General features: G+C 34.7%; 12 protein-coding genes. 11 read left to right on the top strand and 1 reads right to left on the bottom strand.

Annotated features, from left to right (window positions below; translation table 11 throughout):
• Window positions 1-2 precede the first annotated feature (2 nt).
• Together RT250_RS08970 and RT250_RS08965 are read left to right on the top strand one after the other, a co-directional pair.
• Window positions 3-1,112, top strand: a complete 1,110-nt coding sequence (locus RT250_RS08970) for an acyloxyacyl hydrolase (protein ID WP_313114146.1) — start codon at window positions 3-5, stop codon at window positions 1,110-1,112.
• Window positions 1,113-1,123: 11 nt separating this feature from the next.
• On the top strand, window positions 1,124-1,873 hold the full coding sequence (locus RT250_RS08965) for a head GIN domain-containing protein (RefSeq protein WP_313114142.1): 750 nt from the start codon (window positions 1,124-1,126) through the stop codon (window positions 1,871-1,873).
• On the opposite strand, the gene gldA is transcribed toward RT250_RS08965, so the two are convergent.
• Window positions 1,860-2,759 (bottom strand): gliding motility-associated ABC transporter ATP-binding subunit GldA, encoded by a 900-nt coding sequence (gene gldA, locus RT250_RS08960; RefSeq protein WP_313114140.1) that lies wholly within the window; start codon window positions 2,757-2,759, stop codon window positions 1,860-1,862. The genes RT250_RS08965 and gldA overlap by 14 nt on opposite strands.
• 410 nt (window positions 2,760-3,169) lie before the next feature.
• On the opposite strand from gldA, the gene RT250_RS08955 reads away from it, so the two are divergent.
• The 9 genes from RT250_RS08955 to queA all read left to right on the top strand — a co-directional run bounded on the left by RT250_RS08955 (window position 3,170) and on the right by queA (window position 12,843).
• On the top strand, window positions 3,170-4,252 hold the full coding sequence (locus RT250_RS08955) for a chorismate mutase (protein WP_313114138.1): 1,083 nt from the start codon (window positions 3,170-3,172) through the stop codon (window positions 4,250-4,252).
• A 65-nt stretch (window positions 4,253-4,317) separates the two neighbouring features.
• Window positions 4,318-5,271, top strand: coding sequence for a ribosome small subunit-dependent GTPase A (gene rsgA, locus RT250_RS08950; protein ID WP_313114137.1), 954 nt, complete (start codon window positions 4,318-4,320; stop codon window positions 5,269-5,271).
• A gap of 30 nt (window positions 5,272-5,301) precedes the next feature.
• The gene (dtd, locus tag RT250_RS08945) at window positions 5,302-5,754 is read left to right on the top strand and encodes a D-aminoacyl-tRNA deacylase (RefSeq protein ID WP_313114136.1); all 453 of its coding nucleotides are present in this window, start codon (window positions 5,302-5,304) and stop codon (window positions 5,752-5,754) included.
• A gap of 61 nt (window positions 5,755-5,815) precedes the next feature.
• Complete coding sequence (locus RT250_RS08940; protein WP_313114134.1) at window positions 5,816-7,717, top strand: DUF3858 domain-containing protein; 1,902 nt, start codon at window positions 5,816-5,818, stop codon at window positions 7,715-7,717.
• Between the two features lie 13 nt (window positions 7,718-7,730).
• Window positions 7,731-9,749, top strand: a complete 2,019-nt coding sequence (locus RT250_RS08935) for a DUF3858 domain-containing protein (RefSeq protein WP_313114132.1) — start codon at window positions 7,731-7,733, stop codon at window positions 9,747-9,749.
• Entirely contained in the window at window positions 9,749-10,075 is a 327-nt protein-coding gene (locus tag RT250_RS08930) for a nucleotide pyrophosphohydrolase (RefSeq protein ID WP_313114131.1), read from the top strand. The genes RT250_RS08935 and RT250_RS08930 overlap by 1 nt, the downstream gene beginning before the upstream one ends.
• Window positions 10,076-10,315: a hypothetical protein gene (locus RT250_RS08925; RefSeq protein ID WP_313114130.1), complete on the top strand. Its 240-nt coding sequence runs from the start codon at window positions 10,076-10,078 to the stop codon at window positions 10,313-10,315.
• Entirely contained in the window at window positions 10,315-11,580 is a 1,266-nt protein-coding gene (locus tag RT250_RS08920) for a 3-phosphoshikimate 1-carboxyvinyltransferase (protein ID WP_313114129.1), read from the top strand. Before RT250_RS08925 ends, RT250_RS08920 begins: the two co-directional genes overlap by 1 nt.
• Window positions 11,581-11,793: 213 nt before the next feature.
• Window positions 11,794-12,843: a tRNA preQ1(34) S-adenosylmethionine ribosyltransferase-isomerase QueA gene (gene queA, locus RT250_RS08915; protein ID WP_313114322.1), complete on the top strand. Its 1,050-nt coding sequence runs from the start codon at window positions 11,794-11,796 to the stop codon at window positions 12,841-12,843.
• The last annotated feature ends 196 nt before the right edge of the window (window positions 12,844-13,039 follow it).

The following is a 13,039-nucleotide window of genomic DNA, read 5'->3' as shown; positions in this document are numbered from 1 at the left end:
ATATGAGGCATTTTCTTTTAAAATTTACTGTTCTCTTAATAAGCCTTCCATTTTTTTCTCAAGAAAAAGAGTTGAAGCCTGTTTCTTTAGAAGCGGATTTTTTCTACGGAACTATTTTAGAACACAATTCCGATATTCAGCATGTAATTACGGGGCATCCCACGGGTTTTATATTTTCGTTTAATCGAAAAACATATGGTTTTAACGAATGGGAGCGTAGATATAATTATCCAGACTGGGGATTTACGTTGGCGCATCAAAATCTTCACAACGAATTTTTAGGCAAAGCTGTAGGTTTTTACGGTCATTTTAATTGGTATTTTTTAAACAGACATTTAATGTTGCGTGTTGGACAAGGGGTTGCTTATGCCTCAGATCCTTTTAACCCCGATACAAATTATAACAACAGTGCCTACGGAAGCCATTTGCTAAGTTCAACATTTTTGAAAGGAAATTTTGTACGTGAAAATATTTGGAAAGGTCTAGGCTTCCACGCTGGTTTTACTCTTATTCACTACAGTAATGCAAATTTAAAAGCACCAAATAATAGTACCAACACCTTTGCTTTAAACGCAGGTTTGAGCTATCAACTGGATTACAAAGAATTTCCCGAGTATATCAAGAAAGATGATTCCCTTAGTAGAACTTATGCCGAAAAATTTAAATATAATCTTGCTTTTAGAACAGGTATAAATGAAAGTGATGTGATAGGTTTAGGGCAGGAGCCTTTCTATGTAATTTCAGCATTTGTAGATAAAAGAATCAATTACAAAAGCACTTTTACAGCAGGTGTTGATATATACTTTTCAATGTTTTTAAAAGAATTGATTAATTATCGCTCCATAGCCTATCCTGAAGACGGGTTATCTGGAAATGAAGATTATAAACGAGTTGGAGCTTTTATAGGTCACGAATGGCGTTTTAATAAAGTTGCTTTTGTGAGTCAGTTAGGGTATTATGTATACTGGCCTTATGAGTTTGAGAATAGAGTTTATAATCGATTAGGATTAAAACGATATTTCTTTGACGATAAAGTATTTGTGGCCATAACCTTGCACGCACATTGGGCAAAGGCCGAAGCTGTTGAATTTGGAATTGGGTATAGGCTTTAAGTACGAAAATAATGAAGAAAATAGCATATCTATTAATAGTGTTACTAACGGTAAGCTGCAATTCAGATTCGGGTTGGGACTGTATGCAAACTGCTGGAGATATTATTCAAACTGAAATTGAGGTTCCCGAGTTTACGAAGGTTTTGGTTGCGCAACGAGCAAAGCTTATTGTTCAGCAAGGGGAAGAGCAAAAAGTTGTGGTGGAAACAGGTGAAAACTTGTTAAGCGATGTTGAGGTTTCGGTTGTGGATGGTGTGCTCAAAATTTATAATCACAATTCCTGTAATCTAGTTCGAGATTACGGACTGACAAAAATTATAGTAACCGCTCCAAATCTTACTGAAATTCGTAGTAGTACTGGCTATTTAACCGAAAGTATTGGTGTTTTGAAATATCCCAAATTGAGTTTGCTTTCGGAAGATTTTGGGATGGAAGATGAGTATCATACAAATGGCGATTTTAAAATTAATCTGGAGGTTGAAAACCTTACAGTTTCGGCAAATGGGCTTTCTAAATTTCACTTAAGTGGAAAAGCTACAAATGCCAGTTTTGGATTGTATGCTAGTGATTGTAGAATTTATTCAGAAGACTTAGTGGTTCAAAATTTAAATGTGTATCATCGAAGTACGGGGCCAATGGTTGTAAATCCTCAACAGTCAATTAAAGGAATAATTGTCGGTTTAGGCGATATTATTTCTAAAAATAGACCGCCTGAAGTGGAAGTTGAAGAGTTGTATAGCGGCAGACTTATTTTTGAGTAGTAAGTTCGGTAAACAACTTTTCTAAGGTTGTGTTTTTCTGATGCAGTTGAAGGATTTTTAAGCCATTGTCGTGCGCAAAATCAAAAACTTTTCCACGCATATCTTGTTCAGTATTGAAGTATAGCTGATATACAAAACCTATGGAGTTCTCAACCTTATCAATTTTTGGTAGTTGTTGTAAGGCAACATCTTCAACACGATAGTCGAATTCTACTTCAATAATTTGTTGTTTGTTCTTTTTTAGGTCGGCGAGTTTTTTGTCTAAAACAATTTGTCCTTTATTTATAATAATCACACGGTCGCAAATAGCTTCCACTTCCTGCATAATATGGGTAGAAAGCAGCACTGTTTTATGCTCTCCAACGTTTTTAATTAGCCGACGTATTTCAATCAACTGATTAGGGTCTAAACCGGTTGTAGGTTCGTCTAGTATTAAAACATCTGGATCGTGAAGAAGTGCATTTGCCAATCCAACACGTTGTCTGTATCCTTTTGAAAGTTGTCCAATTTTTTTATTTGCTTCTGGAGTAAGGCCGGTTTTTTCAATAACATTTTCGACCTCAGATTTTGGAATATTATATATACCTGCATTAAACTGAAGGTATTCTCGAACATACATATCTAAATAAAGAGGGTTGTGCTCAGGCAAGTATCCTACGCTCTTTTTAACCGAAATATCGTCTTTAGATACTTCAAAATCATTTACAATTGCAACACCTTCCGAAGCAGGAATATAGGTGGTTAAAATCTTCATCATTGTAGATTTTCCAGCACCATTAGGGCCAAGAAAACCAACAATTTCACCTTTCTCTACTGAAAATGAAACATTGTTTAGCGCTTTTTGTTCGCCGTAGGTTTTGGTTATATTTTCGACTTTAATAGACATATTGAAATAAGTTGAGCAAAGTTACACAATGAACGCATTTAACCTTTTTAGATTGTAGAAATTTTTAAAGAGTTTAATAAAATGGCAAATTAAGTCTTTTTAACAATACATAAATGTTTACCTTAGCACTATATTATCACAAGATGATCTCGATTTTTAACTTTAATAACCATTGGCACTTCTATTTAATAAAATAGAAGAGGGATGGTTGTGTAGTTATTTGTATTATAAAACATTTAAAGTCTCGGAAAATTTCTGGGACTTTTTTGTTTAAAAAAAACAGTAATATTTTAATATCAAGATAACCAATATTATAGTTGGCTAATAATCTTTAAAACATTGTAATGTGTTTACTTTGTAAATGTTTTGTTTGAAGGTGCAAAGCCCTATTAATATTTAAAGATTATTAAATGGAAAACACTAAATCATTGCGCAATTGGTTGAACGCTATGGAGCTCTCTCATCCATTGGTGATTGCAGGACCTTGTAGTGCAGAAACAGAAGAACAAGTTTTGAAAATAGCGCATCAGTTAAAACAAACTGACGCCACAGTGTTACGTGCGGGAATTTGGAAGCCTCGTACAAGACCTGGAAACTTTGAAGGTGTTGGCGCTTTAGGACTAAAGTGGCTTCAAAAGGCAAAACAAGAAACAGGTTTAATGACTGCTACCGAAGTGGCAAATGCCAATCACGTAGATTTAGCGTTAAAGCACGATGTAGATATACTTTGGGTAGGAGCAAGAACTACTGTTTCACCATTTATTGTTCAAGAAATTGCTGACGCTTTAAAAGGAACCGAAAAAATTGTTTTGGTAAAGAATCCCGTTAACCCAGACTTAGCCTTATGGTTAGGTGCTGTTGAGCGATTTTACGCATCAGACGTAAAGAAACTTGGGGTAATCCATCGTGGGTTTTCAACTTATGAGAAAACACGCTATAGAAACAATCCCGAATGGCAAATCCCTATCGACCTTCAAAATAAATTTCCAGATTTACCCTTAATATTAGATCCTTCACATATTGCGGGACGAAGAGACATTATTTTTGAACTTTGCCAAACAGCTTTAGATTTAAATTACGATGGCTTAATGGTTGAAACACATTACGACCCTGATAATGCTTGGAGTGATGCTGCACAACAGATTACGCCAGCAAATTTAGATAAGATGACGGTCGATCTTAGAATTCGAAAACAAGAAGGTGATGCCGTTGAGTTTAACAACAAGCTAGCGACACTGCGTACACAAATAGATGTAATAGATCGTCAATTAATCGATTCATTAGGAAATCGTATGAGGATTGCCGATAAAATAGGCTTGTTAAAAAAGAAAAATAATGTAGCTATTTTGCAAACAAAGCGATGGAATGAGATTTTAGGGAAAATGATTTTAGAAGGAGAAGAAAACAACCTTAGTGAAGAATTTATTTTAAAAATATATAAAGCTATTCATCAAGAATCTATTAACCATCAGAAAAAGGTGATTAATGAATAGAGTCGTAGAAATTATTGAGTATTTTCGTAAATCTTGAATAGTAAACGTTGAATCAATGAATTATAATGAAAGGTATTGTTTATAAATCTACCGGAAGTTGGTATTCTGTTAAGGCAGAAGATGGAGCTTTTTACGATTGTCGTATTAAAGGGAAATTTCGCATTGGCGGCATAAAAAGCACAAACCCCGTTGCGGTAGGCGATCACGTATTGTTTGATGTGGATAAAAAAGGAGATGAAACGGTAGGCGTGATTAAGCAAATTGAAGAGCGTGAAAACTATATCATTCGTAAATCGGTTAATCTTTCAAAGCAAACACATATTATTGCATCAAATATCGATGTTGCTTTTTTATTAATTACTCTTAATAACCCGCCAACGTTTACCACTTTTATAGATCGATTTTTGGTTACGGCAGAAGCTTATCACATTAACGCTGTACTTCTTTTTAATAAAGTTGATACGTACAACGATGACGAATTGCTTGAAATAAAATACCTAGCAGCAGTATATCGAAATATTGGTTATGAATGTATTGGTATTTCTGCCACTACAGGCAAGAATATCGATAAGGTAAAAGCTATCATGAAAGACAAGGTAACAATGTTTTCAGGGCATAGTGGTGTTGGGAAGTCTACTTTGGTAAATGCAATTGAGCCTGGATTAGATTTAAAAACTTCAAAAATTTCTGAACAGCACTTACAAGGGCAGCATACTACAACTTTTGCCGAAATGTTCGACCTTTCTTTTGGTGGGCAGATTATTGATACTCCTGGAATTAAAGGATTTGGGGTGGTAGAAATTGATAAAGAAGAATTAGGAGATTACTTCCCAGAGTTTTTCGAATTGAAAGAACATTGTAAGTTTAACAACTGTCTTCACTTAGAAGAACCCCATTGTGCTGTAAAAGAAGCATTAGAAACAGAGGAAATAGCCTGGTCTCGATATAAGAGTTATCTACAAATTTTAGAAGGCGAAGAAGAACACTTTAGAAAAGATATTTATAATAACGAAAAGTAAATATTTAATTACAAAAATTATTTAATTATAATGCGTGCATTAATTCAAAGAGTTAAAAAAGCATCTGTTACCATTGACGGAAAAATTTATTCTGAAATTAATCAAGGCTTGCTAATTTTACTTGGAATAGAAGCTGAGGATACTCAAGAAGACATCGAATGGTTAGCTGCTAAAATAGCTAAAATGAGGATTTTTTCGGATGACAACGACGCTATGAATCTCTCTGTTCAAGATGTTGAAGGTGAGTGTTTAGTAGTAAGCCAATTTACACTTCACGCAAGTACTAAAAAAGGAAATCGCCCATCGTTTATAAAGGCAGCTAGACCCGGAATTGCAATTCCGCTTTATGATGAATTTATTCTACAGTTGGAAAATAACACAAATAAGAAGGTTAAAACTGGAAGTTTCGGTGCGATGATGGAAGTCGGGTTAATAAACGACGGACCGGTTACAATTTGGATTGATTCAAAAAATAAAGAATAATGCCTTTAACCTTTTTTTAACTTTTATAAGTTTCATATATTGGTCCGCTGTAAAGCCGATTATGAAAAAAATTACCTGCCTTGTATTACTTCTTTGCACAGCTATAACATTCGCCCAAAACGATTTTTCAATAGCCTCTATTAATAAGGAGTTGTTGGAATATTCTAATAGTGTGTTAATAGACGAGAGTGTTGCCTTAGATGTTACTAATATTAATACAGTTAAAACAACGAAGCGTCGTGTTATTGCCGTTTTAAATAAAATGGGCAATGGCGATACAAACCTGTATGAATTCTACGACGACAATTCTAAAGTAAAAAACATTAGAGTTTGGATTTACAATGCTTTTGGGAAAGAAATTGCCAGTTTTAAAAAGAAAGATTTTAACGATGTAAGCCGAACTGGGATAAGTATTTATAGTGACGATCGTGTGCTTTATTTAAATTACACACCTACAACTTACCCTTATATCGTGGTTTATGAAAGTGAAGCGGAAAGTGGCGACTCTGCTTTTATACAACCTTGGCAACCCTTAGGTGGATACGCTGAAAGCACTCAAAAGAGTGTGTTTACAATTAAATACAATCCATTAAACAAGCCAAACTACAGCGCAAGAAATATTGATGATTTTGATATTTCAATTTCAGATGCCGACAACGAACTTACTTTTACAGCTGTGAACTTGAAGGCAGTTCGCCTGGAAGAGCACAGTCCGTCGAGTAGAAACATACTACCTCACGTTTTGGTGGCATTGCAAAATTTTAAATTAAAAGGTACAGCCGGAACAAGTGAGAACTGGCAAAAATTTGGTAGTTGGTTGGATAATAAGCTCCTTGCCGATGTTAGTGATCTTCCCGAAGGTACAAAGGCAAAGGTTAGAAGTTTAGTAGCAAACGAAACTACAAACGAAGGAAAAGCAAGAAAAATATACCAATTTGTTCAGGATAAAGTTCGATATGTAAGCATTCAGATAGGAATTGGCGGATGGAAACCTATGCCAGCATCGGACGTAGATAAGCTAAGTTATGGCGATTGTAAGGCGCTGACGATGTATACAAAATCTCTTCTTGAAGTTGCAGGTGTACCTTCCTATTACACATTAGTTAATGCAGGGGAGAACATAATGGAAATTGAGAATGATTTTGCCACGCCTTGGTTTAATCACGCTATTCTAGCTATTCCTGAAGATGATGGTTATACTTGGTTAGAATGTACAAATCAAGATATTCCCTTTGGTTATATTGGTGATTTTACCGACAATCGCGATGTATTAGTTATGACACCTGAAGGAGGGAAGGTTACACGTACGAAAAGTTATAAAACTGAAGAAAACTTACAGACCAACTTCACTAATCTTATTGTAGATGCTCAGGGGAATGTTACTGCGCATTTTAAAGGTGTTTCCGAAGGGATTCAATACGACAGTAAGTATCTTCTTCCAAAGCAAAAACAAGAAGATATAGATAGATTTTACAAAAAGAGATGGAGTTATGTAAATGGATTTACGGTAGACGACATTAAATTTAAAAATAATAGAGAAGAAGTGATTTTTACTGAAAATATTGAAGTTTCAGTTCCAAGTTACGCTAACCCTGTTGGAGAAGATTTTCTTTTTTGTCCTAATATTTTCAACCAAAATAAATACATACCTCCACGAATTGATGATAGGAAACAAAACCTATTTATCCGTCACGGATTTATTGATGTAGACACTGTTGAAGTAGCTCTTCCAGAAAATTTCAGCATTGACGGCCTGCCAGAAGATTTGGCTTTGGAAACCAAATTTGGAAAATACGAAGTTAGCTTCAATGAAACCGATGAAAATAAATTAATATACAGTCGAAAGCTTCGTATTGAAGAAGGAGAGTATCCTCCAAATGAATATGAAGAATATCGTGATTTTTTAAGATCTATTGCGAGGCTTGATAAAACCAAAATTCTTTTAAAACAAAACGTTCAATAACTAACTATCATTTATGAAAACTAATCTACTTTCAGTAATAATTACTATGTGCTTTTTGAATATTTCAATAGCGCAAGACTATAGGTTTGGGAAGGTTTCTAAAGAAGAAATACTTCAAAAAGAACACCCTACAGATCCTTCTGCAAACGCTGCAGTGTTGTATCGAGAAGTAAAAACCGAATTTCAATACAATCAAGATTCCGGATGGTATATGGTTACCGATTACTTCGAAAGAGTAAAGATTTACAACAAAGAAGGTTTTGATTGGGCAAACGCCGAAATTAATTTGTACAAGGGTGAAGGGGAAGATAAGCTGCTAGGACTGAGAGGAAACACGTATTACTTGGACGAAAATGGAAAGGTACAAGACGAAAAACTCCGAAAAGACGGAATTTTTGAAGAAGAAACTTCTAAGTACCTAACTCAGACAAAAATCACAATGCCAGCCGTTCGCGAAGGTGCTGTAATAGAGTATAAATACACAATAAATTCACCATTTATCTTTAATATAGATGAGTTTAGATTTCAGGAAACAATTCCGATAGAGAAGGTGAATATGGTTTTTAAAACTCCAGAATATTTCATTTATAAAACACACCAAAGAGGGTGGGTGCCATATAAAGTAGATAAATTTACTAGAGAAAGAAGTATGAGTTTTAGACAACTAGAACCAATGGATACAAGAACTTTTGGAAAAAGTATGCGAGAAACTATAACTAGAGAAATTAAGTTTAAGGAAGATACTTATACGGTAGATTTGGAAAATGTACCTGCTTTAAAAGAAGAAGCGTTTGTAGGTAATTTAAACAATTACACCACAGCCTTACAGTTTGAGATGAGTTATATAGACTTTCCTGGCTCTCCGTTAAAAACGTATGCTACTAATTGGGAAGATGTTTCAAAAAGTATATATAGAGTAGATTTATTTGGAGCTGAATTAGAACGTAAAAACTATTTCGAAAAAGACTTAAACAATATTCTTCAAGGGGCTAGTTCTTCTGAAGAAAAAATTGGGCGTATTTTTTCTGTCGTATTAAATAAAATGACTTGGAATGGTTACAATGGTTATTATACCAATGAAGGAGTTAGAGAGGCTTATAAAAAAGGCTCAGGAAATGTAGCCGATATTAATCTGATGTTGGTAGCAATGCTTCGCCACGCCAATTTAGAAGCTAATCCAGTATTGGTTAGTACAAAATCACACGGAGTTCCTCTTTTCCCAACGCGTAATGGTTTTAACTATGTAATTGCTGGGGTACAACTTCCTCAAGGAACGTTGTTATTAGATGCAACAAATAAAGATGCTGAAATAGGAGTTTTAAAGTCTAGTATTCAAAATTGGCAAGGTCGTGTTGTAAAGAAAGATGGCACTTCGAGTTGGGTATCTTTAAGCTCAATGATTCCTGCTGTAAAAAGTACGATGATAGCTGCTGAAATTACTCCAGATTTAATGCTTACTGGAAAAAACCAAAGTAGATTTACTGGAAATTATGCATTTAAATATCGTTCAGATTTTAAAAGTTTAAATGAAGATGCACAGCGAAAAAAAATAGAAAAGGATTTAACTCCAGCAGAATTAGCTAACCTAGAGTTCGAAAACTTGGCTTCTCCTGGTGCACCGGTATCTTTGAAATACGATTTTGAAGCTATGGATTTAGTAGAAGATGTTGCAGGAAAACTTTACTTTTCGCCTATGGTATTTTTAGCTACAGAAGAAACTCCTTTTAAAACTGAAACTCGCTTGTATCCTATAGATTTTGGGTATCCGATGAAGGATAGGTATATTGTTACTATATCGCTGCCAGAAGGTTATAATGTTGAGTCGCTACCAGAAAATGTGGTTTATAATTTAGGTGAAAATCAAGGTACTTATCGTTATTTAATATCACAGGCCGGTAACAAACTTCAGCTATCGGTTGAATTTGCAATAAATCAATCGTATATCGCTGCGGAAGAATATGGGAACTTAAAAAAATTCTTTGAACTTTTAATAGCAAAAGAAAACGAAAAAGTAGTACTTTCAAAAGCATAATGGATATAAAAAACGCGCAAAAAGCAGTAGATGCTTGGATAAAAGAACATGGTGTTCGCTATTTTAACGAGCTTACTAATATGGCTCAACTTACTGAAGAAGTAGGGGAAGTAGCTAGGATTATTGCCCGTCGTTATGGGGAGCAAAGCGAAAAAGAAAGCGATAAAAATAAAGATTTGGGCGAAGAGCTGGCAGATGTTATTTTTGTAGTGCTTTGCCTTGCAAATCAAACAGGCGTAGATCTTGAAGAAGCTTTTAGTAAAAAACTAGATATTAAGACGAAGCGTGATCACGATAGGCACCACAACAACGAAAAATTAAAGTAAATGTTTAAGAAGGTAATAAACACCAAAGGTTTTTGGAAATCGGTAATATCGCTAGCTGTGTCCTTTGCTATTTTGTTTGCTTTAATTAAGTGGGCAATAGAAGGTTTTGACATGGCTTATTTTACCGAAAGAAATCCATTGGTGTTTATGCTTACACTTCTAGGTGCGGGCTTTGTTTATGGTTTCTTTGTAACTTTTGGAAAATTTCGAGCTAAGATTAAAGAGAAAGACCAACACTGATGAAGGCTGTCCTAGAATCAGGAAATTTTCACACTCGACCCATACAGGCGAGTAATAATTTTGTTGAGATTAATATTAGTGGTTCTAAAAGCGAATCGAATAGATTATTGATTCTTCAAGCGCAGTTTCCTAATATTTCAATTGAAAATCTCTCAGATAGCGACGATACAGAGGTTCTTAAGAAAGGACTTCAAGTTGCTAATGGAGAAGTAGATGTACATCATGCCGGTACGGCAATGAGATTTCTTACAGCTTTTTTTGCTGTAAAAGAAGATTCTGAAATCACACTCACTGGAAGTAAGCGTATGCAAGAACGCCCTATAGCTATTCTTGTAGATGCGCTTAGAAGCTTAGGGGCTGAGATAGAATATCTTAAAAATGATGGTTTTCCGCCTTTAAAGATAAAGGGAAAAAATCTTCAGAAAACCAATGTTGTAATTCGATCTAACGTTAGTAGTCAATATATATCGGCATTAATGCTGGTGGCGCCAATGCTTCAAAATGGATTAAATATTACATTAGAAGGAAAAACCACTTCACTTCCTTATATCGAAATGACACTTTCATTATTGACCAGAATAGGGGTAAAGACTCAAATCAACAAAAATGAAATAATTATTGCTTCAACAAATAAAATCCAAGATATATCATTAGTTGTAGAATCTGATTGGAGTTCTGCCTCCTATTTTTATAGTTTGGTTGCACTCTCAGGTGCAAATGTTGGAAAAAGGGTCGTATTAAAGAGTTATAAAAAAGATTCTCTACAAGGTGATGCAGCTTTAAATGAAATATATAGGGCGCTGGGCGTTAAAACTGTGTTTAATGATGCAGAGAAGTCTATCACAATTTCAAAAATTGAAACCCTATTACCAGATTGTTTAAGCCTCGATTTATCCAACACCCCAGATCTAGCTCAAACAATTTCGGTAACGTGTTTTGGCTTGGGAATTGCTTGTAAATTAACTGGACTACACACCTTAAAAATTAAAGAAACCGATAGACTTTTAGCCTTAAAAGCTGAGCTAGAAAAATTAGGTGGTACAGTAGAAGTAGATGAAAACTCCTTAACCCTTAAGCGTGCTACTTCAATAAACGCGAATGTTGTAATAGAAACCTATCAGGACCATAGAATGGCGATGGCGTTTGCACCGTTATTTTTAAAGACTAATCTCACAATTAATAATGCAGAGGTTGTATCAAAATCTTACCCAAATTTTTGGAATGACATACAAAAATTTGGAATTGATTTAGCTTTAATTTCATAAATGGCCTTTGATGTGTTCTAACTAAAAAGAATTTAAATTTTTAGCTCCCGTAATATTGGCAATCATTTAACAAATAAACGTTGTCACGACTCTCTGTAAGCGTAGCAAACATAGGATGTAATCAAAATAAAGTGCTAATTACTTGACAACGCCTATCTTGAGGTTGTATATTTGCAACCTTTTAAAAACCTTAAGACAAGACGCATTATGGGAATGAAACTATCACATTACAATTTTGAACTTCCACCAGAATTATTAGCAGAATATCCTGCAGAAAACCGTGACGAATCTAGATTGATGGTACTCGACAGAAAATCGAGAACTATTGAGCACAAATTATTTAAAGATTTAATCGATTATTTTGAGGAAGACGATGTGTTGGTAACAAATAACACTAAAGTATTCCCAGCAAGATTATTTGGAAATAAAGAAAAAACAGGGGCACGTATAGAAGTTTTTCTTCTTAGAGAATTAAATTCAGAAACGCGTCTTTGGGATGTTTTAGTAGATCCAGCTAGAAAGATTAGAATTGGAAATAAACTTTATTTCGGTGATGATGAAACGCTTGTAGCTGAAGTAATTGACAATACTACAAGTCGCGGAAGAACATTGCGATTCCTTTTTGACGGATCATATGAAGAATTCAGAAAAAAGTTAACTGAATTAGGAGAAACACCACTTCCAAAATATATTAAGAGAGAGGTTGAGCCAGAAGATGCTGAACGTTATCAAACGATATTCGCAAAGGTTGAAGGTGCTGTTGCTGCTCCAACTGCAGGATTACACTTTTCAAAACACCTTTTAAAGCGTTTAGAAATTAAGGGTGTGAATATGGCTGAAGTTACGTTACACGTTGGTTTAGGTACTTTTAGTTCTGTTGAAGTTGAAGACCTTTCTAAGCACAAAATGGACTCAGAAGAAATGAGTGTTAGTCAAGAAACAGCAGATATAGTTAATGCAGGTCTAGAGCGTAAAAAGCGTGTTTGTGCTGTAGGTACTACTGCTATGCGAGCTTTAGAAAGTTCTGTTTCATCAAACTTCCGCTTAAATCCATATACTGGATGGACAAATAAGTTTATTTTCCCTCCTTATGATTTCAGTATAGCAAATGCGATGATTACGAATTTCCACACACCAAAATCTACTTTAATGATGATGGCTGCAGCTTTTGCTGGTCACGATTTCCTTAAAGAAGCTTATGCGGAAGCAATTAAAGAAAAATATAACTTCTACTCTTATGGTGATGCAATGTTAATCATCTAATAACTGTTTAAGATATCAGAAAAATCCCGACCTAAAATCGGGATTTTTTTATTCCTAATTTTTAAATAATATCCTAATCCTATCACCATGATTGTGGGATATCTTGAATATTTTGCAAATAATTAAAGTTAGTACAGCGTATTTGTAAGTCTTTGGTTTTCAAATGTGGAAATAAAAAATTACCTTAGTCTCTTCT

It is taken from the genome of Aequorivita sediminis, from assembly GCF_032080575.2.
In the GTDB taxonomy this organism is placed as follows: Bacteria; Bacteroidota; Bacteroidia; order Flavobacteriales; family Flavobacteriaceae; genus Aequorivita; species Aequorivita sediminis.
This window is presented reverse-complemented; position numbering and strand designations above follow the sequence as displayed.

Bases quoted from the DNA above. Each gene is read 5' to 3' on its own strand.
- RT250_RS08970 (WP_313114146.1), top strand. From the start codon at position 3: ATGAGGCATTTTCTTTTAAAATTTACTGTTCTCTTAATAAGCCTTCCA.
- RT250_RS08965 (WP_313114142.1), top strand. From the start codon at position 1,124: ATGAAGAAAATAGCATATCTATTAATAGTGTTACTAACGGTAAGCTGC.
- gldA (WP_313114140.1), bottom strand. From the start codon at position 2,759: ATGTCTATTAAAGTCGAAAATATAACCAAAACCTACGGCGAACAAAAA.
- RT250_RS08955 (WP_313114138.1), top strand. From the start codon at position 3,170: ATGGAAAACACTAAATCATTGCGCAATTGGTTGAACGCTATGGAGCTC.
- rsgA (WP_313114137.1), top strand. From the start codon at position 4,318: ATGAAAGGTATTGTTTATAAATCTACCGGAAGTTGGTATTCTGTTAAG.
- dtd (WP_313114136.1), top strand. From the start codon at position 5,302: ATGCGTGCATTAATTCAAAGAGTTAAAAAAGCATCTGTTACCATTGAC.
- RT250_RS08940 (WP_313114134.1), top strand. From the start codon at position 5,816: ATGAAAAAAATTACCTGCCTTGTATTACTTCTTTGCACAGCTATAACA.
- RT250_RS08935 (WP_313114132.1), top strand. From the start codon at position 7,731: ATGAAAACTAATCTACTTTCAGTAATAATTACTATGTGCTTTTTGAAT.
- RT250_RS08930 (WP_313114131.1), top strand. From the start codon at position 9,749: ATGGATATAAAAAACGCGCAAAAAGCAGTAGATGCTTGGATAAAAGAA.
- RT250_RS08925 (WP_313114130.1), top strand. From the start codon at position 10,076: ATGTTTAAGAAGGTAATAAACACCAAAGGTTTTTGGAAATCGGTAATA.
- RT250_RS08920 (WP_313114129.1), top strand. From the start codon at position 10,315: ATGAAGGCTGTCCTAGAATCAGGAAATTTTCACACTCGACCCATACAG.
- queA (WP_313114322.1), top strand. From the start codon at position 11,794: ATGAAACTATCACATTACAATTTTGAACTTCCACCAGAATTATTAGCA.